This is a genomic window from Wandonia haliotis, from assembly GCF_039523435.1.
Lineage (GTDB): Bacteria > Bacteroidota > Bacteroidia > Flavobacteriales_D > Crocinitomicaceae > Wandonia > Wandonia haliotis.
Window position 1 is genome coordinate 356,572 of sequence record NZ_BAAAFH010000022.1, and the last position, 20,600, is coordinate 377,171.

19 protein-coding genes are annotated in these 20,600 nt (G+C 39.4%); all 19 read left to right on the forward strand.

From position 1 onward, the window contains the following. The first annotated feature begins 23 nt into the window (after positions 1–23). The 19 genes from ABDZ97_RS14255 to ABDZ97_RS14345 all read left to right on the forward strand — a co-directional run bounded on the left by ABDZ97_RS14255 (position 24) and on the right by ABDZ97_RS14345 (position 20,573). Complete coding sequence (locus ABDZ97_RS14255) at positions 24–935, forward strand: dialkylrecorsinol condensing enzyme DarA (RefSeq protein ID WP_343789074.1); 912 nt, start codon at positions 24–26, stop codon at positions 933–935. Then, complete coding sequence (gene darB, locus ABDZ97_RS14260) at positions 935–2,071, forward strand: dialkylresorcinol biosynthesis protein DarB (RefSeq protein WP_343789077.1); 1,137 nt, start codon at positions 935–937, stop codon at positions 2,069–2,071. Before ABDZ97_RS14255 ends, darB begins: the two co-directional genes overlap by 1 nt. 2 nt (positions 2,072–2,073) lie before the next feature. Then, positions 2,074–2,478: a flexirubin biosynthesis protein DarG gene (gene DarG, locus ABDZ97_RS14265; RefSeq protein ID WP_343789080.1), complete on the forward strand. Its 405-nt coding sequence runs from the start codon at positions 2,074–2,076 to the stop codon at positions 2,476–2,478. After that, the gene (gene darH / locus ABDZ97_RS14270) at positions 2,475–3,479 is read left to right on the forward strand and encodes a BtrH-related acyltransferase DarH (RefSeq protein ID WP_343789083.1); all 1,005 of its coding nucleotides are present in this window, start codon (positions 2,475–2,477) and stop codon (positions 3,477–3,479) included. Before DarG ends, darH begins: the two co-directional genes overlap by 4 nt. Positions 3,480–3,486: 7 nt before the next feature. Further along, entirely contained in the window at positions 3,487–4,224 is a 738-nt protein-coding gene (locus ABDZ97_RS14275) for an ABC transporter ATP-binding protein (protein WP_343789086.1), read from the forward strand. After that, positions 4,224–5,498 carry an ABC transporter permease gene (locus ABDZ97_RS14280; RefSeq protein ID WP_343789090.1) on the forward strand — a complete coding sequence of 425 codons (1,275 nt, stop codon included), beginning with the start codon at positions 4,224–4,226 and terminating at the stop codon, positions 5,496–5,498. Before ABDZ97_RS14275 ends, ABDZ97_RS14280 begins: the two co-directional genes overlap by 1 nt. A gap of 16 nt (positions 5,499–5,514) precedes the next feature. Next, positions 5,515–5,787, forward strand: a complete 273-nt coding sequence (locus ABDZ97_RS14285; RefSeq protein WP_343789093.1) for a phosphopantetheine-binding protein — start codon at positions 5,515–5,517, stop codon at positions 5,785–5,787. A gap of 9 nt (positions 5,788–5,796) precedes the next feature. After that, the gene (locus ABDZ97_RS14290; RefSeq protein WP_343789097.1) at positions 5,797–6,987 is read left to right on the forward strand and encodes a beta-ketoacyl-[acyl-carrier-protein] synthase family protein; all 1,191 of its coding nucleotides are present in this window, start codon (positions 5,797–5,799) and stop codon (positions 6,985–6,987) included. Positions 6,988–6,999: 12 nt separating this feature from the next. Further along, entirely contained in the window at positions 7,000–8,019 is a 1,020-nt protein-coding gene (locus tag ABDZ97_RS14295) for a beta-ketoacyl synthase chain length factor (RefSeq protein ID WP_343789099.1), read from the forward strand. Between the two features lie 68 nt (positions 8,020–8,087). Beyond that, complete coding sequence (locus ABDZ97_RS14300; protein WP_343789102.1) at positions 8,088–8,684, forward strand: DUF4293 family protein; 597 nt, start codon at positions 8,088–8,090, stop codon at positions 8,682–8,684. 4 nt (positions 8,685–8,688) lie between these two features. Next, complete coding sequence (locus ABDZ97_RS14305; RefSeq protein WP_343789105.1) at positions 8,689–10,554, forward strand: ABC-F family ATP-binding cassette domain-containing protein; 1,866 nt, start codon at positions 8,689–8,691, stop codon at positions 10,552–10,554. A gap of 215 nt (positions 10,555–10,769) precedes the next feature. Then, positions 10,770–13,223: a DUF5686 family protein gene (locus ABDZ97_RS14310; RefSeq protein WP_343789110.1), complete on the forward strand. Its 2,454-nt coding sequence runs from the start codon at positions 10,770–10,772 to the stop codon at positions 13,221–13,223. Between the two features lie 87 nt (positions 13,224–13,310). Continuing rightward, entirely contained in the window at positions 13,311–13,763 is a 453-nt protein-coding gene (locus tag ABDZ97_RS14315; RefSeq protein WP_343789113.1) for a 3-oxoacyl-ACP synthase, read from the forward strand. Positions 13,764–14,006: 243 nt separating this feature from the next. Next, entirely contained in the window at positions 14,007–14,225 is a 219-nt protein-coding gene (locus ABDZ97_RS14320; RefSeq protein ID WP_343789116.1) for a hypothetical protein, read from the forward strand. Between the two features lie 174 nt (positions 14,226–14,399). Next, on the forward strand, positions 14,400–17,507 hold the full coding sequence (locus tag ABDZ97_RS14325; RefSeq protein WP_343789119.1) for a tetratricopeptide repeat protein: 3,108 nt from the start codon (positions 14,400–14,402) through the stop codon (positions 17,505–17,507). A gap of 201 nt (positions 17,508–17,708) precedes the next feature. Further along, positions 17,709–18,056: a helix-turn-helix domain-containing protein gene (locus tag ABDZ97_RS14330; protein WP_343789122.1), complete on the forward strand. Its 348-nt coding sequence runs from the start codon at positions 17,709–17,711 to the stop codon at positions 18,054–18,056. 202 nt (positions 18,057–18,258) lie between these two features. Further along, positions 18,259–18,762 carry a hypothetical protein gene (locus ABDZ97_RS14335; RefSeq protein WP_343789125.1) on the forward strand — a complete coding sequence of 168 codons (504 nt, stop codon included), beginning with the start codon at positions 18,259–18,261 and terminating at the stop codon, positions 18,760–18,762. Between the two features lies 1 nt (position 18,763). Further along, positions 18,764–18,979 (forward strand): helix-turn-helix domain-containing protein, encoded by a 216-nt coding sequence (locus tag ABDZ97_RS14340; RefSeq protein WP_343789129.1) that lies wholly within the window; start codon positions 18,764–18,766, stop codon positions 18,977–18,979. A 4-nt stretch (positions 18,980–18,983) separates the two neighbouring features. Then, positions 18,984–20,573 (forward strand): MutS-related protein, encoded by a 1,590-nt coding sequence (locus ABDZ97_RS14345; protein ID WP_343789134.1) that lies wholly within the window; start codon positions 18,984–18,986, stop codon positions 20,571–20,573. The last annotated feature ends 27 nt before the right edge of the window (positions 20,574–20,600 follow it).

A 20,600-nucleotide genomic window follows, 5' to 3' on the forward strand; every position in this document is an offset into this window, starting at 1 on the left:
CAGCCATTAACGGCATGTTCTCCATGAAAAAAGTTCTTGTTTTACATTACAGTCAATCCGGTCAGCTGACAGAAATTTTAAAGTCATTGACATCCGGCATGAATGCGAACAACGTAGAGCTGGAATTTGTCGATATACGACCTAAAAACAAATTTCCTTTTCCATGGAAAGGAGATAGTTTTTTTGAACAAATGCCAGAGTCCGTATTGGGAAAACCTTGCGAACTGGATGAAATCACGACTCGTCACGACCAATATGATCTGATTATCCTCGGTTATCAGGTATGGTTTCTCAACCCTTCTGTTCCTTTCAATAGTTTCTTACAGTCTGACAAAGCCAGGACTCTTTTGAACAACACACCTGTTGTCACTGTCGCCGGAGTTCGCAACATGTGGGTTATGGCACAGGAAAAAATAAAGAACGAGTTACTAAAAATCGGAGCCCGTCTTGTGGGAAATATTATCCTTGAAGATAAAAACCCGAATCTTATTTCAGTCGTTACGATTCAACATTGGCTTTTTACAGCAAAAAAAAGCCGTTTCCTTGGTTTTTTCCCACTTCCCGGTGTCAGCCAGGAAGATATTGATGGAGCGAAACGATTTGGCACGACTATTGAGGAAGCATTACTAACAGATGATTGTAACAATCTTCAGGAGAAACTCGTCAAACAAAATGCCGTAAGGATTGTTGATACAATCGTTTTTGTTGAAAAACGGGCTACGACTCTTTTCGGGATATGGGCGAACCTGATCGAAAAGAAAGGAACTACCCCGAAAAAGAAGAAATTATGGCTCAGAGTATTTAATTATTATTTGCTTTTTGCCATATTTATTATTTCTCCTATTGTAATATTACTGTATTCGATAGGTCGATTATTCTTCTTGGGAAAAGTGAAAAAAGAAAAATTGTATTACCAAGGTGTTAAGTTAAAGTAATGATAAAAGAAGCCTATATAACACGCATAAGCAAGTTTTTGCCGCATGATCCTATATCAAATGATGAATTGGAAAGCGTGCTAGGTTATGTTAACGACCAACCCTCTAAAAGTCGTGCTATTGTTCTTCGGAACAATGGAATAAAAACGCGCTATTACGCTGTAAAAGACGGTGTATTTACGCACAACAATGTTCAGTTAACCTGCGAAGCTATTAACAAACTTGTTGATCAGCAGGAAATTCAGAAAGTTGACTTACTGGCTTGCGGAACTTCTTCTCCTGACCAAATGATGCCTTCTCACGCATTAATGGTACATGGAGAGCTTCGTCACGCTCCTTCTTTTGAGGTTGTTTCCCAGGCAGGAAATTGTTGCTCTTCTATTCACGGATTGAAATATGCTTTCAATTCTGTTCGGGTAGGCGATGCAAAAAAAGCGGTTGTTACAGGTTCCGAATCATTTGCCCGAAAAATGCAGGCTTCTAACTTCGTTGAAGAAGTTCAAAAACTGAAAGAATTAGAAGAAAACCCATACATAGCCTTTGAAAAAGATTTTCTTCGTTGGATGCTTTCCGACGGTTCTGCCGCAGTGCTTGTGGAAGACCACCCGAACGAGGAAGGTTTATCTCTTCGCATTGACTCTATCGATATGTGTTCTTATGCCCAAAAATATGACACATGTATGTATATGGGAGGCGATAAAGATGAGAACGGGAATTTTAAAGGCTATCTTGAGTTCTCCAATCAGGAATTAATCGAAAAAAGTATTTTCTCTGTAAAACAGGATGTGAAACTTCTGCGTCCGAATATCGTTGCACAAGGCTTTGAAAAACTAACTGAGATTTGTGAAAGATATGCAATCGGAGCAGATGACATCGACTGGTTCTTACCTCATATGTCTTCCGAGTTTTTCAGAAAACCGATTCAGGAAGCACTGATCAAATATAATTTACCCATTCCACAAGAGAGATGGTTTACCAATTTGACAAAGGTTGGAAATGTCGGAGCAGCCAGTGCTTTTCTCATGCTTGAAGAGTTACTGAATAAAAATATGTTGAAAAAAGGAGAACGCATTTTAGTTGCTGTTCCTGAAAGTTCCCGTTTCACTTATGCATTTGTTCTGCTAACCGTTGTTTAGCTATGAAAAAAGATGAAATCCCTCAGGACTACAGCGCGCTTGTCAATCACTTTCGGGAGCTATGCTACGCAAAGGATAATGACGGAAAATATACCACCGGACTTTCTACTGGTTGGGAAGTAAAAACAGTAGCCCTCGAACAGGCCTGGGAAGAAATCAAATTGAGGATTGAGGAAACGTTGGAAGAAATCCGAAAGGGACATAAAACACCGTTGGCTTATTTTATGGAACTACAACTAATGGATTCCAAGCTCCTTTCTAAGTATGTAGGCATCTGGCATTTCAAAGTAAAACGCCATCTTAATAAACCAGAGGTATTTCGTAAATTAGACAGTAAAACAATCCAAAAATACGCACAGGCGCTCGACATCACCGCAGAGGATTTGACCCAATTTAACAAGGCATGAAGACAAATTTCGAACATCATCAGGCAGCCCATTGTGAAAACGGGGTCACCTCTAATTTATTCCAGTTTTATGGACTGAATCTTTCTGAGCCTATGGTATTCGGAATAGGTGGCGGGATATTCTTTATGCACCTTCCCTTCATTAAGGTTAATAATGCTCCGGGAACCACCTTTCGACCAATGCCCGGAACCATTTTTAAGCGCAACGCGTCTTACTTTGGAATAAAATACAAGCGTCTCACATTCAATTCCCCGGAAAAAGCACAGAAGAAACTGGATGAAATGCTGGAGCAGGGAAAACCGGTAGGTTTACAGGTCGGAGTGTTTCACCTCCCCTACTTTCCGGTTGAATATCGCTTTCATTTTAATGCCCACAATATTGTTGTTTTTGGAAAAGAAGGAAATACCTACCTAATTTCTGACCCTGTAATGGAAACCACAACCACCATTACGGAAGAAGAACTGGCTCGTGTTCGTTTTGCCAAAGGTGCTTTTGCTCCCAAGGGACAAATGTATTACCCGGAATATATTCCGCATATCAGCGATGATAAAATAAGAGGTGGAATAAAAAAGGGGATTAAGCATTCTGCCTTTTTCATGAATGCTCCCGGGCCGATAATCGGGGTCAACGGAATCCGTTACATTTCGAAAAAGGTACGCGGATACAAAGAAAAACTGGGAGACAGGAAAGCCGGGTTATATCTTGGTCAACTCGTACGGATGCAGGAAGAAATAGGTACCGGAGGTGGTGGTTTCCGCTATCTTCACGCAGCATTTCTGGAAGAAGCATACGGGTATATTCCAAATGAAGATTTACTCCGGTTGAGTGAGCAGTTTACTAAAAGCGGAGATCTTTGGAGACAATTTGCTTCTCAGGCAGCTGCCATCTATCGGGGAAGAATAACAACACAGGAAGCATTTGATCAGGCAGCTGATATTTTACTGGAAGTCGCTGAAATAGAAAAACAAGCCTTTCGAAAATCTGCCAAACTGAAATTCTAATTCGGGTATGGAAGCTTTAGTAGCCGAGCACATATCAAAATCATACCCGGGATCAGAGCACCCGGCACTCGACAACGTGAGTTTATCCATTCAACAAGGCGACATCGTCGGGATTTTAGGACCGAACGGTGCCGGAAAAACAACCCTGATATCCATCATCTGCGGACTTATCCGCGCTGACTCGGGAAAAGTCTTCGTTATGGGGGAGCCGAATTCCTCTCCTCAAACCAAATATACACTGGGAGTCGTTCCACAGGAATACGCTCTGTATTTTGATATGACACCACAGGAAAATTTGCGGTATTTCGGAAAAATGTGGGGAATTCCGGGAAAATTGCTTCAGGAACGAATTGATATGCTGCTGCAAGTACTCGGACTTGAAAATGTAAAAAACAAAAAGTTAAAAACGTTTTCAGGAGGTATGAAACGCCGAATCAATCTGGCGGCTTCTATTCTGAATAACCCGAAAGTTCTGATTCTGGACGAACCTACTGTAGGTGTAGACGTGCAATCAAGAGCTGCGATTATCGATTACCTGAAAAAATTAAACAGGGAACAAGGAACAACAATCATATACACTTCACATTTGCTAGCCGAAGCTCAGGAATTGTGTAATCAGGTGCGAATAATTGAACAGGGAAAACTATTGGAAACAGGTAGTCCGGATGAGTTGATTCAAAAATATGAAGCTGCAAATCTGGAAGAAGTGTTCTTAAAATTAACCGGAAAAACAATCCGAAACTGATGAAAAAGTTGTTGACCGGAATATGGAAAGAAATGATCTTACTCAGGAGAGATAAAGCCGGACTGGGTATTTTGTTTATTATGCCGGCGATTCTTGTTGTCATCATCACGCTTGTTCAGGATAGTACTTTCCAGTTGATGCAGGACAATCGTATCCCGGTAGTGATTGTCAACCAGGACCAAAAAGATATTGCCGAAGAATTGATTGGTAATGTTGAGAAACTGGGTGAATTCAATCTTGAGAAAAATGACCAACTCAGTCTCTCTAGACTCGAACAGGAAATCAGGAAAGGAACCTACAAAGTCGGGATTTATATTCCGAAGGGTTTTTCACAATGGATTCACAACAGGAGCTCCGGAAACGGAGAAAAGATAATAGCAGCATTGAACGAGGTCGAGATGGAAAAGATTAATGACACTGATTCCTCTTCGATTCAACTGGTATTTGACCCGGTTATGAAACTCTCTTTCCGTACAGCGGTACGAAGTGGTTTAGAAACCATTCTTGCCCGAATTGAAACCGAACAAATGATGGAATCCCTGTTTGTTGAACTTACAGGTGAATCAATGCCGGATGATGTTGCAGAAATGCTAAATGAACCTCCTGTATATTTTACTGAAAAAGTACAGGATAATTCAGGCAAATCTAAAATTCCGAGTTCTACTCAACATAACGTTCCCGCATGGACACTATTTGCTATGTTTTTTATTGTTATTGCCCTTGGCGGAAACATCGTTTACGAAAAAGATCAGGGTAGTTTTATGCGTCTCCGCACTCTTCCCGTATCGTTCATGAACATTTTAACGGCAAAAGTGTTAACGTATATCATGGTATGTTTTATTCAACTTGGGGTTATTCTTATTATCGGTTACTTTTTGTTTCCTGTAATCGGGCTTCCGCAAATTGAACTACCGGAAAACAATGTTCTTTTCTTTATTATGACTTTTCTGATTGCACTTGCGGCAACTTCCTACGGAATGCTTGTCGGGACGCTATCAAGAACTCATCAGCAAGCAGGTTCTTTCGGGGCAATTTCCGTGATGATACTTGCCGCACTTGGAGGCATCTGGGTTCCAACATTTGCCATGCCTGATATCTTACAAAAAATAAGCATCCTTTCGCCTTTAAATTGGGGACTGGAATCCTATTACGGATTATTCATTCGTAATTCAGGGATAGCAGATTTATACATTTATATCGTTTTATTTGTGATATTCTCGGTATGTTGTTTTTCTGTTACCTTTGCATCACTCAAAAAACAAGGAATATTATAACCCATAATCAAAATAAATGGATCGTTCAGAGTTAATACAAAATCTTAAAGCTCAGATCATCGAGCAATTAAACTTAATGGATATGACACCGGCAGACATTGCGGACGACGCTCAGCTTTTCGGTGAAGAAATAGGCTTGGACTCCATAGACTCTTTCGAACTTATTGTATTAATGGAAAGAGAATACGGTGTAAAAATAACTGATCCTAAAGAAGGTCGGCAAATATTAGCTACTGTTGAAGCAATGGCTGATTACATTCTTGAAAAATCTGACAAATTTAAAGCCTGATCTTTTCCTGTGAGTCACCGCGTATTCATAACGGGAGTCGGTCTCATCTCGGCAATTGGCGATACACCAGAAGAAAACTGGCAATCCTTAGTCGAAGGGAAATCAGGAATCGGCACTGCAAAATATGTTGATTCAAAACTAACAGACCGTTTCGTATTCGGTGAAGTTCCTCATTCTAATGAAGAGCTCAAGCAAATAGCCGGGCTTCCTTCAGACGCTAATTTTGCACGCACCTCACTTTTGGCATTTATTGCTGCCGGTGAAGCACTGCTGCAAGCCGGTCTCACCTCTTCTGAAATTGACGGAATTATAATGGGTTGTACAGTCTCTTCCATGTGCGAAACACAAAAACTGTACGAAAACGCCCAGGGGATTGATAACGGATCTATGTTGTACGACCGATACGACATTGGTTCTGTAGCCATGGAAGTAAGCGAATACCTTGGACATATTCCTTATCACAATACCATCAATACGGCCTGTTCCTCTTCAGCGAATGCCATTATGCAAGGTGTCATGATGATTCGTTCAGGAAGAGCAAAACGAGTATTGGTAGGCGGAGCTGATGCACTTTCCAAGTACACCATCAACGGATTTAATTCTATGATGTTGTTATCCGAACAACGTTGCTCGCCTTTTTCAGGAAATCGCGACGGAATCAACCTTGGCGAAGGAGCTGGCTTTTTAGTCCTCGAAGGAGAAGAATCGATTGCCTCAAAACCTGTTTTGGCTGAAGTAGAAGGTTTTGGAAATGCGAATGACAGTTACCACGCAACGTCTACCTCCCCAGAAGCGACCGGTCCCACCTCTGCAATGCAGAAAGCCCTCAGGACTGCAGGAATATCTTCGGAAGAGGTTCAGTACATTAACGCTCACGGAACCGGAACAGAGAACAACGATGAAACTGAATTTCAGGCCATCCGTAAAGTATTTGACAAACAGATTCCTCTTTATGCTTCAACGAAAGCGTATACCGGGCATACATTAGGTGCTGCCGGTTCAATCGAAACTATTTTCAGTCTGTTGATGCTCCGACATCAAACAGTAATCGGGGGAAATTACACCTTGACTCACGACGATAAAATCAGTATATTGCCTTTAGAAGCGTCCAAAAAGGTGCCTTTACGTCGGGTAATGTCCAATGCTTTTGGTTTCGGAGGAAACTGTACCTCTCTTATTCTAAAAGCCGGAAGAGAATAAATACGGGAACAAATGAAGTATTACCTCAATCATAGCTCGTGTATTTCACCTCAATCTTCTTTTGAGGGTAAATTTCCCTATGAGCCTTTTACAAATCAGACAACGCATCATATTCTTGCCTCGGAACCGGATTACAAACCTTTTTTTCCGATGAACCTTCTCCGGCGAATGGGAAAAATATCGCGAATGGGCTTAACTACCGGACTAAAAGTTATCGAGGATAGTAAAACTGATTTTGATGCAATCATCAGCGGTTCCGCTTACGGCAGTAATGAAGAGTCATTCAAATTCCTGGATCAGATCTATAAATACGATGAAGGTCCGATGACTCCGACGAACTTTACACAATCCACTACCAATGTGGTCAGTTCGCAGCTTGGGCTTATGACTAAAAATTATTGCTACAACTCAACCAATAGTCAAAAAGCACATTCATTCGAAAATTCATTACTCGAAGGAATGATCCTGTTGGATAATCAGCAGGCTTCTCACATACTAGTAGGAGCGGTTGACGAAATTTCAGAATACACATTTAATCTTTTCGGATTGTTAAACTGGGTTCGGAAAGATCAGGTCACACCACAGGAAGCACTTAATAATCCGGGAACAGGATTTGTACCCGGTGAGGGTTCCGCTTTCTTCCACCTTTCAACACAACCCGAATCTGAATGTTCTGTAGAGGTAGCTTACCTGAAAACATTCGCTGGTATTGATCAGGAAAACGTTCTTAAAGAGATCAGACAACTGGAGGAACCGGATCTTATTCTTACACCTCGTAACGGGGATCTTGAGAACGACAAAGCTGTCAACCATCTGATTGCTCCGTTTGAAGATATTCCCCAAATTGATTTTAAACAGTTCTTCGGTGATTCTCCCACGGTTTCTGCTCCCGCAACATGGCTCGCCCAGCAATTGCTGAACCCTGCAATGACAGGATTTCAGGGAATACAATGGGAACGACCACTTACATCGATTCTTGTATTCAATAAATTTGCGACGGGACAATCCAGTTTACTTCTTCTGAAGAAATAGCAAATAACCTTTCTTTCATTCATCACATACGGAGGGAATATCCCTATATTTGCAGAAATACTTTCACCATGATTCAACGTATTCAAACAGTTTATTATGCTATCGCCATTGCCTTACTGGTATGGATCAGTCTAGGGCAGGAAATTGTCAGTTTTGATCTGTCCGCCGAAGGGTATACTGAAAATGTACACCTGACCGTTAATAGTTTCGGAATTGATGCCAACGCTACACTGGATCTTACAACAGAAGAAGTAAAAGCATTTGAAAAACACATTACTGAAACCGGAGCTGTGTTCAGTATGGAAGAACAGCAACTGAACTGGAAAAATACGATTCCGGTCTATATTCTGTTTTCTGTTGTTGCCCTGCTTACACTTATCGCGATACTTTCTTATAAAAACCAAAAACGCCAGCTTCGTTTGGGAAGAATTGCCTTTTTCCTGAATTTGCTTGTAACAGCAGGTTTGTTTGTACTTATCATGATGATTCCTTCCAGTTTACAGGAAACAGCTACACAATTTATGTACGCAGATACCATAGAAGCAAAGCGTTCCTTAGGACTTGGATTCTATCTGCTTTGTGCTTCAATTCCTTTCATTTTCCTGGGTAATTTAGGAGTACGAAAAGATTTGGATTTGTTAAAGTCACTGGACAGATTACGTTAAGTCTATGAATTATCTATCCATTGAAGAAGTAACCAAATCGTACGGAGACCGAATTCTTTTTAAAGATCTCACGTTCGGTATTGAACAAGGCCAAAAAGCAGCTATTGTAGCCCGTAACGGGAACGGAAAAACAACTTTACTGCGCTGTATTCTTGGTGTGGAAAGCACCGACTCTGGACGCGTTGTTTTTCGTAATGATATTCGTGTAGCTTTTCTGGAACAAAGTGACCAGTTAAATCCGAATCATACGATCGAAGAGGAAATTCTCTCACATGATTTACCTGAACTGAAAGCGTGGAAAGCCTATAATGATGCACTAAAAGCACAGGATGACAAAAAAATAACAGAAACTTCCGAAGTACTGAATTCTCTTCATGCCTGGGAAGTTGAAAGTCGTATCCAACAGTTGATCAGTGTCCTTAAATTATCCGGAGTTCATAATCCTATCGGAGAACTTTCGGGAGGACAGAAAAAAAGAGTGGCTTTGGCGAAGGTACTTCTCGCTGATCCTGATTTCCTTATTTTGGATGAGCCTACCAACCATCTCGATCTGGATATGATTGAATGGCTGGAAAATTACCTTTCCCAAAGTAAGGCTACTTTACTTATGGTTACACACGACCGTTATTTTCTGGAAGTCGTTTGTGATACAATCTTCGAACTGGAGGATCAGACGATCTATAAATACAAGGGAAATTTCTCCTATTACCTTGAAAAAAAGGCAGAGCGGGAAGAACAGTTGGCTGCGACAATCGATAAGGCCCAAAACCTTATGCGAAAAGAGCTGGATTGGGTACGTCGCCAGCCTAAAGCAAGAGGGACAAAACAAAAGGCCCGTTTAGATGCTTTTGAAGTAACCAAGTCGGTTGCCTCTCAAAAAGTCAACAAAGACGAACTGGAGCTAAATATCAAAATGGAACGCATCGGTTCCAAGATACTTGAATTACATAAACTCGGAAAGAGTTATGGTGATAAAGTAATGTTGAAAGACTTTTCATACGTCTTCAAAAAAGGCGAACGGGTAGGAATTGTCGGAGCTAATGGAGTCGGAAAGACTACCTTTCTGAATATGCTCACCGGCCTTGAAGAGCCTTCCAAAGGAAAAGTTGTCGTTGGTGACACCGTTGTTTTCGGATATTACCGACAGGAACAAATTAAAATTCCGGACGACAAACGTCTGATAGAAGTTATTAAGGATATTGCTGAGTTTATTCCTCTTGAAAAAGGAAAAGAACTTAGTGCCGCCCAGTTCCTCGAAAAATTTCTTTTCCCACGCAGCGTACACTGGAATTATGTCAGTAAATTAAGCGGAGGAGAAAAAAGACGGTTGAAACTGATGACCGTTCTGATGGCAAATCCTAACTTCCTTATTCTGGATGAGCCTACCAATGATCTGGATATTTTCACACTCAGTGTTCTCGAAGATTATCTGCGTTCCTTCCCTGGGTGTCTTATTGTAGTTTCTCACGACCGTTATTTTATGGACAAGATGGTCGATCACATCTTCTACTTTAAAGGAGACGGAGAAATCAAAGACATACTTGGTAACTATACGATTTACCGTCAAGAGCTACAGGAAGATGAACTGAACAAACGTAAAGAAGAAAAAGCGCAAATTGTTGAGAAAACGGAGAAGTCTAAAGAAGTAAAAGAAAAAAGAAAGTTATCCTACAAAGAGAAAATTGAGTTTGAATCCATGGAGGAAGAACTCGAAAAACTGGAGGATAGAAAAAAGGAACTTACCGACAAGCTTTCTAATCCTGATCTTTCAGGAGATGAATTGAATCAGGTTAGTATCGAGCTTACACAAGTCATGCAGGATATCGAGTATAAAACGGATCGCTGGCTTGAACTTTCCGAATTTGCCTGATTTTTTATTGGGAAATGATTCTCGTTTATTTTTCAGTAGCGGGCTCTTATTTTGGGTGTACCTGAAATAGACTACTTTTGTCTTATTATGCACCAATAGAACGACTATGAAAATGTAGAATACTACTCATTCGCACTTTTCTTCCATTCTTTGGACGGATCAACCGTTCATACCATACCTGATTGAGACATTTGATTTTATTTTATTTTTGTCACATGAGACAACTACTATGTATTGCTATTTGCTTATTTACTTCTATACACTTTCAGGCACAGGAAATTGAAGCCCTCGTACTTGACAGCGAAACCAAAAAGCCCATTCCGTTTGTCAATGTGATTGCCTACAACAACGGAAAAGTAATGGATGGAACAGCAACCAATGTGGAAGGAAATTTCCGCTTGCGACTTTCAGTTCCTACCGACTCGGTCGTACTCTCTTTCGTAGGCTATCAACGTAAGAAGATCACCAATTACTCAGCCCGGCACTACTACCTGAATCCTGTTTCCAATGAATTAATTACAGTTGAAGTACGTCCCGGTCTGAATCCCGCATTACGCATCATACGAAATGCTGTAGAGAATCAAAAGATTAACAACATTCAACGAAACATGAGCTACACTCATGACACCTATAATGTATTTAACGCAGATGTCGACTCTCTTTCTGAAGAGCAGATTGCTTCTCTCGAAGATTCTTCGGACATCAAGACGGCTCTTTTCTTCAAAAAACAACAGGCCTTTCTTATCGAGAATTACAGCCACGTTGAATATAAGCCTCTAAACAACCGAAAAGAAACGATTACAGCAACGCGTACTTCAGGGCTGAAAAACCCATTGATTGCCACACTTGCTGCGCAAATCCAGCCTTTTTCTGCCTACGATAATCCCATCAGTCTGTTTGCCACGGAATACCTGAACCCCATAACTTCTGCCGGGATGAAAGGCTATTATTACGAGCTTCGGGATACGCTATATACGGAAAAAGACTCGGTTTTCATCATTGACTTTGCTCCCAAACCCGGCAGTAATTTCAAAGGAGTAAAAGGAAAGGTCTTTATCCACTCTGAAAACTGGGCTATTACCAATGCTATTTATGAACTTGATCCCTCTCTTTCGCTGAGTGTGGAGCAGGAATCCTCTTCTTCCGAAAACAAGGATGATTCATCAACAGGTACTACCATACTGATTGCCTATGAACAACTTTCTTCGGGACATTGGTTCCCCAAAGAAGTCCGAACAATTATACCGCTGGGGTCACTTGTTGGGAATTCCAATTTCTTCATCTGGAATACCAGTTTCTATAGAAATATTCAGTTGGATGTAGATCGAAAAACCGTAAAAACAGGCGGTGCACCAATTGAGGTAACAGAAGCAGCAATGGAACGTAGTAACGCTTACTGGGATAGCTTAAAAGGAGAAACAACCAATGCACGCGAATTGGAAACATATCGTTTTAATGACAGTATTTCGGAAGAAGCTCAACTGGATCGCAGACTGAACAATCTAACTACCCTGGCAAAAGGGTATGTTAGTATTCGTTGGTTTGATCTGGATTTACTCAGTATTCTTGATTTCAATAATTTTGAAGGTTTCCGACTTGGTATTGGCGGACGAACGAATGACCGTCTGGCAAAATGGATGTCCGTCGGAGGTTATTTTGCATACGGTTTTGGTGATAAACGCTTTAAATACGGAGGTGATCTTACGTTTCGGTTGAAACGATCTCATAATGTGAACCTGAGAGTACTTTACTACGACGATGTGGAAACAACCGGAGAATATGAACTCCCCTCTCCTACTGGTGTTCTTGATCCGGGACAGTTCTATCGCCAACTGTATATTAACCGTATGGACTATACCCAAAATCTGGGGTTTGAAGTGGAAGGATACCTTTTCAAAAGTTTTTTTGTTAAAGCGTTTAACCACAATAAACGGGTTTGGGCAGGTTACGATTACAACTTTGCTGATCCGAACTCCCTATCAGATGGTCAATTTTTCCGTCTTTTTGAAACCGGATTATCGGTGAACTGGAAAATCAAGGATGACTATATTCAAATGGGTTCGGACCGTGTTTATCTGAAACCGGCTAAATTCCCGGTCATCAGCGCTACTATGGTAAAAGGTTGGAACGGAATCTGGATGGGCGAATACGACTATTTACGCTCACAGGTTCGCGTAGATCAGACGTTTAAAATCATGCGATTGGGCTCCATTGGCTTACGCGGAGAATGGAATCAGGTATGGGGTGATGTTCCACTTCCATTACTTTTACAAACACCAGGAATTTTTGACCGCTGGGGAATTACTGCTCCCAATAGCTTTGAAACCGTACGTCCTTCCGAGTTTATTAATGACCAATTAGTCACAGGTCACTTCAATCTGACATTCAACCCATTTCGTTCTAAAAAAGGAAATTTTGCTCCCGTTTTGTCATTGCGCTTTAGTGCAGGATGGGGAACACTTTCTAACCCCGGAAGACATACGCTCGTAACCGTAAAGACCATGGAAAAAGGATATTATGAAACCGGATTTGTTTTGGATGATTTATTGAAAATCAACTTCCTTCGTTTGGGAATCGGGTATTTTTACCGATTAGGGGATTATATGTTTACGGATGAATGGGACAATATGGCCATTAAATTGAGTATGAGAATTAAATTGGGGAGGTAAATCATTACCTGTTTCAGGACATGAATGTCATTATCGAATGGACATGGAATTAGCAAATAGTGTACCTTTGTCTTTTTATCCCATATCATGCAAAGACAAGAATTTACTGCTGTTTTAAAAACCATCCTGCAAGAAAAGGCACAACGTTTACAGAGCGAAATAGAACAACTTCGTCATGATTTGAGTGCGGATACGAAAAGTACAGCCGGTGATAAACACGAGACTTCCAGAGCTATGGCACAACTGGAAATGGAAAAACTCGGGCACCAATTACAGGAATACCACAAACAACTGCACTGGATTCAACAATTTGAAACTTCTGAATCCCAACCAACAGATGCCATAGGGGTCGGATCACTCATCCGGCTGACAAACGGGTGGTACTTCCTCGGGCTGGCATTGGGTAAAGTGACGTATAATGAAACTCCCGTCTTTTGCATTTCTCTTCAATCTCCATTGGGAACACAACTCCTGAATAAACAAATCGGTGATGAAATTACCCTACCCAACCTACAACTCAAAGTAACTGAGATTTGTTAGTTGCATACAACTCGTTTTCTAAAATTACTACCCCTCCATATTAACCATATCCATACCAAGTTTTGCCATCATTAACACGACATGGCGGATCACAAGGAAAGTATACAAGAAAACCAATTTATCCTACATCCGGAAACCTTCAATAGTATGAACTAAAAGTTCTTATTTCGGAACTATTGATGTAAGACTTCCTTTTTGATAAGATGTTCCTTTGTAAAACATTATTATACAAACAATATCATTATGAAAAGAGTTTTATTCGTCGGACTTACCGTTATTGCATTATCGTCATGTGAGAAACTGGATAATTACGACTGTAATTGTGGAGGAATGGACATGGGTGTAATTACAAATGCTTCTAGTCAGGAAGTTGCGCAAGAGAAATGTGATGAAATGATTTCAGGGCTAACAGGAGAATCTGAAACATCATCAAATTGTGCCGTTTTTTTAAAAGCTGATTAAAAGATTCTTTTACAACATAACTATAAGTAACACTTAAAAATCCCGGTAAATTATTTTGCCGGGATTTTTGTATTTAAACTGCTCCATATTCGCAAAAGAGTTATATTCGGCGCTTGCTTTATTTGATCGTCCTTCCCCAATTTATAAGGAAAGGGCGCAGATTTTATGTAAACCATGAATAGCAGACGTTTACTTATTTTTCTCCTGATAATTTTTGTATCTATGACGGTTGTTAATGCCCAAGATCAAGAGATACAAGAAAAAATCAGCCTGTTAAAAAAGGCTCTTTCCAAAACAAAAAGTGAGCAGAAAAAAGTGGACTTACTAAATGAACTGAGTCGCTTTGAAATGCAGGAAGGAGCCTGTAAAATGGCAGTGCTACATGCTCATAAAGCTGAAAAATTAGCACAAAAAAGCCACTACACAAAAGGGTTAACAAGTGCCTACGTTTCACTGGCTGCTGCGTATAGAGATTGCGGAGCAGACAAAAAGCTTTTTTACTACAGTGAAAAAGGTCTCAAAAACCTAAAAATCAACACTAATTATAGTGATGAAGCATTTCTGTATTTTCAACTTGGAGATTATTATTCCGGAAAAGGAGAAAAAGAAAAATCGAAAGAATACCTGCAAAAAGGAATTACCTTAAGCGAAAAAACAGATGATTTAGTATTGCAAGCTAATCTGCATAGCTTTTTAGCAAACCTCTATTCGCAAGAAGCAAAGTACAGTGATGCCACTCAACATTTTACAAAAGCCCTGGCACTCTATAAAAAATCAGATAAAACATCAAAAATAGCCTGGACTGCCGGAAATGCAGGTCTGTTAAACTATTGGCAAGGCAATAGAGTTGTTGCATTGCGTCATTTTAACTTATCGCTTGAAAAATATATTGAAAGTAATAATCAGGAAGGGATCATCTGGATTTGTGGACAGTTAGGAAATCTTTACCGCAGCATAAAGGACTTTGACAAAGCGTTAGCGTATTTTAACCGGGTTTTAGCACTTAATAAAAAGTTAGGTAAAAAATTAGAAGAGGGTGATTCTTATTTATTACTGGCCGGACTCTATTTTGAAAAGAAAGACATCGCAAAATCCAACGAGATTTTAGAAAAAGCCAATCGTATTTTCGAAGAATACAATGATACGATAGGTTTACATGGTGTTTATGGACAACTTGGCGCCAATCATTTCGAGCAAAAGAAATACGATCTGGCACTAGAGGCACTAAACAAGCAAATTGAAATTTCAAAAAAAATAGACACCTATAGAAAACTTATACATGCTCAAAAACTAGTCGGTGCGATCTATATCGAAACTGGTAGAATAAAAGAGGGAGAAGAACTACTGAACAAAACCTTTGATTATTTTGTAGCAAATGATGAAAAACAGAGTTTACCTTTTGTCTACACCTATCTAGTCAAAGCAGACAGCATAAAAGGAGATTATAAGTCTGCTTTTGAACATTACAAGAAACTTGTTGAATATCGAGAATTAACAAAGGAGACAAAAGGGGATACAGAGAAGTTGGCTATTCGTTACGAGTTTGAAAAGAAAGAAGTCGTTGCTAAAGCAGAGTTAAAAACGAAACAGATCCAGCGCAATGTAGCAATGCTTGGATTAGTTGTAACCTTCCTGATACTAATCGTCGTATTTTTCCTGTTTCGATTGAGAAATAAAAAAATAAAAATTGAAAAAGAAAATATAGCGCTGTCTAAAAGAGAGGTAGAACGTATCGTAGAAACCGAACAATTTAAGGTTCGTTTATTGGCTAATATCTCACATGAATTCAGAACTCCTTTAACACTCATTAACGGACATCTGGAAGTCTTAGAAAAAAATGGAAGTGACGAAGATCAAATGCACTTTCAAGAGATGAAAAGTAGTAGTAAACATTTGCTACAGCTCATCAATCAGCTACTGGAGTTATCAAAAATGGAAAGTACTTCCTATACCTTGAATTATAAAACCGGGTTTATTGTAGAAGAGACAAAAGCACTGGTAGAGGCATTTTTCTCACTGGCAGAGCAGAAAAATATCCAGCTCAAATTTCAGCAGGAAACGAAACAACAAGATCCTTTTGTTTTTTCACAAGAGGCACTTTCAATTATTGTTTCTAACCTCTTATCAAACGCTTTTAAGTTCACACCTGATGGAGGAACAATCACTGTAGATGTCGCCACAAAAGAAGAGTTCTTTTTATTGAAAATAACGGATTCAGGTACAGGAATTGCTGCTGAACATATCCCCTATATTTTTGATCGTTTCTTTCAGATTGATAAGCCATCTAACAGAACATACGAAGGTTCCGGGATTGGATTAGCACTGGTTAAAGAATTAGCCCTATTGCACGGAGGGAAGGTGTCTGTTGAGTCCTCAATTGAACAGGGCGGAAGTACATTTTATGTTCAGTTGAAAAATGCACGTATGGAAAAACAAGTCGTTGCACAAGATACGAATACAGTGTTTATACAATCAGTAGAAAACCAAACATATACTTCTTCTCAGAATAAAGAATTACCTCTTGTATTGGTAGTTGAAGATCAAACTGAACTACGACGCTTTATCATTACAAATTTAGGGGACGAATATCGTTTTGCAGAAGCAAAAAATGGAAAAGAAGGAATTCAGTTAGCAGAAGAATTGGTTCCCGACCTGATCATCAGCGATATTATGATGCCCGACACAAGTGGTTTGATTTTATGCAAAACCCTGAAGGAAAACATATTTACATCGCACGTTCCTATCTTGCTATTAACTGCAAAAGCCGATCAAAATGATAAAATAGCCGGACTGGAAACAGGGGCCGATGACTATTTAACCAAACCATTTTCATTAGCAGAACTAAAGTTACGGGTACGAAATATAGTACGGACAAGACAATTACTCCGTCAAAAATTTGAAGGCACCACTATCCCAACACCTGATGAATTACCAGAGTTGTCATCAAGAGATCGGGAACTTCTAGCCCAAATAAATGACAGCATTCAACACCACTTATCAGATCCACAGTTTGGTGTTCCCGAATTGGCAGATCAACTCTACTTTTCTTCGAGTAAACTCAACCGAAAAATGAAAAGCCTTACGGGAACCACTCCCGCAGAATATATCCGAAATATTCGCTTGCAGAAAGCCGTTGAATTATTGAAGGAAGGGTTGAACGTAACTGAAGCCGGATGGGAAGTCGGATTTGAAGATGCGGTGTACTTCAGTAAAGTATTTAAAAAACGATTCGGTCACCCACCTTCACGTGTAAACAGAGTGGATAGTTGTGCTATAAAATAAGACATGTCACATCTGAAAATTGGTTATTCCTCCTATCCAATAGGAAAATGCCTCTCTTTTTGTAAGCCCCTTAAAAACAAACCCTTGTTTTTAACAAATGACTGAAAAACGCCAATATTTCGAATAAAAAGTACCAAGTTGAGAAGCTTTTGAGCAAGTACATTTGCACAGATGAAAACTGCTGACAGAAATACAACGGAAATGCAACCAATAAAGGAACCACATATTAATATCAAGCGACTTCGAGAACTAAAAAACTGGTCCCAGGAATTTATGGCAGACGCCCTTGGAATCTCGACACGTGCCTATTCTAAAATTGAAGCCGGAGAAACACAGTTAAGTATAAAACGACTCAATGAAATAAGTCAAATCCTGCAAGTAAACCCAATAAAGATATTAGTATTCGATTCTCAAAGTATTTTCTCCGATAAACAAAATACACCTGATTCTTCAAAATTAATCGCGCAATACGAAAAAACGATCCGTGTACTCGAAGAGCAAATTCAACTCTTAAAATCCTTATTAAATCTCTCTCAGAATTCCGTTTGACTCTGGCAGTTTACCCCAATAGTATTGTTGTTTCTATCCGTTATATTTAATTAAACAGTCCTGTTCTTCATCAGCTTGCTACCGGAAATTACAATCACTGATTTACAGCATCTGACATTGTCTCTTTCATGTTCTTTTTCGTAAAAATTATCGTTTATCATTAATTTTATACTGTTTTTCGTATATTTGTCAAAAAAATAGTATGAATAAAGCCCCCTTACTTTTTACATTGATCTGCTTCGTCCTGTACCTGACACTCCGTCATTTCACAGGTGAAATATGGATATCGCTGCTAGTATTTATCCCCCCTGTCGGGCTTCTTATTACCAACCTGGCTCTCCGAAAAAACCTACGCTATAAATCATGGTTTATACGTTATCTGGGCTTTCTTCTTGAAAAAAAAGAATTTACGACCAACAGTACTATTTCAACAGATCTGCTATTTGACAAACTTCTGGAGATTATACAAGATTCTGAATTTCAGTTATTAGACGCGGATAAAACAAGTTTCAGTCTACTCTGTGGAACCTCTGTTAATTTCTGGACCTGGGGTGAAAATATTTACATTCAGTTAGAACCCGGTGAAGGCTCTACCACACATTTACAGTTTGTTTCTACCAATCTGTTCGGAGGATCTTCGTGGAACAGGAATACAAATAACTATTCATCTTTTATCAATTCACTTGAAGACTCACTAACCATTTGATATGGCAATAATTGTAAACCTTGATGTAATGCTTGCCAAACGAAAAATGCAAGTAAAAGAGCTTTCTGAAATTGTTGGGGTATCGGTCGTGAACCTTTCTATTCTGAAACAAAGTAAAGCGAAAGCAATACGATTTTCAACACTGGAAGCCATTTGTAAAGCACTGGATTGTCAGCCCGGTGATATTCTTGAGTTTGTTGAAACTCCCAATTCCTGAACCTATGTTGTTTCGAAGAAAAAAGAAAACACTCCAAAAACTAGAGTCCCGGTTTGGTCATCTAAAAACAGAGGGCTTTAATTTTCAGCTAATAACGCGCTATACTGCTCATAAAGATCATTCAAGCACTTTTCAGGAAATTTCAAATCAAACAGGTAATGATCTTGACTTTGATCTCTTCTTTTGTTTCGTGGATCGTACTTCTTCAAAGATTGGACAACAATTTTTATACGATCGATTAAAAACAATAGATGATCGGACAGAAGAATTTGTCGTTCAGGAAAAAATCATCACATATCTTGAAAAAAATCCCAAAGAACAGCTTGAAATACAATATTTACTCAACAAATTAAATAACCATCAGACCTATTACATTCCTGATTTATTCCAAAAAGAAATTGAAAGGAAACCCAAATGGTTTTTCCTGTTTCCTATTCTTTCCTTCACAGCTATTTTATCTATTTTACTGTCTTTTTTCAATCCGAATGTTGCCCTTATTCTCTTCGGGTTATTTCCCATCAACATCTTAATTCACTACGGATTAAAAAGAAAAACCACTTTATTCCTCAATTCGGTTCCTTCATTACTGGCGATGGGAGCTGTAGCCAAAAACCTGTTAAAAGTAAAAGTGATCCGGGACTCTTTCTCTGAAATTTCCCCCTCCATTAAGGTAATTGCTTCCATCCGACGAAATATGTCCTTTTTTAAACTGGAACAAAAAGTAGACAGTGATATGGAAGCAGCCTATTGGTTTTTACTGGAACTAATAAAGATCACCTTCTTACTGGAACCTCTCCTCTTGTTTAGCTCACTTGATAAACTTCAAAACAAGGCAAAAGATATCGAAAATGTCTTTCGCTTTATTGGTCAAGTAGACACATTCGTATCTGTTGCATCACTGCGAAAAGGAGAACCATACTGCACTCCAACGATCAATAAGAACAACCGTACTATTCAGTTCACTGACCTCAGACATCCGTTGGTCCCTCATTGTGTTCCTAATTCTGTTGACACCCAAAAATCGATTCTATTGACAGGTTCTAACATGTCTGGCAAAACAACCTTCATTCGATCCATCGGACTCAACTATATTTCCGGAATAGCCTTAAACACTTGTTTTGCTTCTGCTGCCTCTCTGCCTGTTGCCAGACTCTTTTCGGTTATTCGTATTGAAGATGATGTACTAAATGCCAGTAGTTATTTTTACAGGGAAGTAGATGAAATAAAAGAAATTATTGAACAATCAGGAAAGTCAACCCGGTCAATTATTTTATTGGATGAACTCTTTAAAGGGACCAATACTGCAGAGCGTATAGCAGCAGCAAAAGCTGTTCTCTCTTATCTTGAGCAGCAGAATAGTCAAATCTTTGTTTCGACACACGATATTGAATTGACAACTTTACTAGGCGATAAATTCGACCTTTTCCACTTCACTGAATCTATCGTTGATTCAAGCATTTATTTTGACTACAAAATCAAAAAAGGAATATCACAAAGTGGAAATGCACTCAAAATTATAGCTATTCACCAATACCCCGAAGCAATTGTAAAAGAGGCAGAAGAATTACTTCATACGATGAAACGGAATTACTAACAGTCACTTTTCAATACCCCATCTATT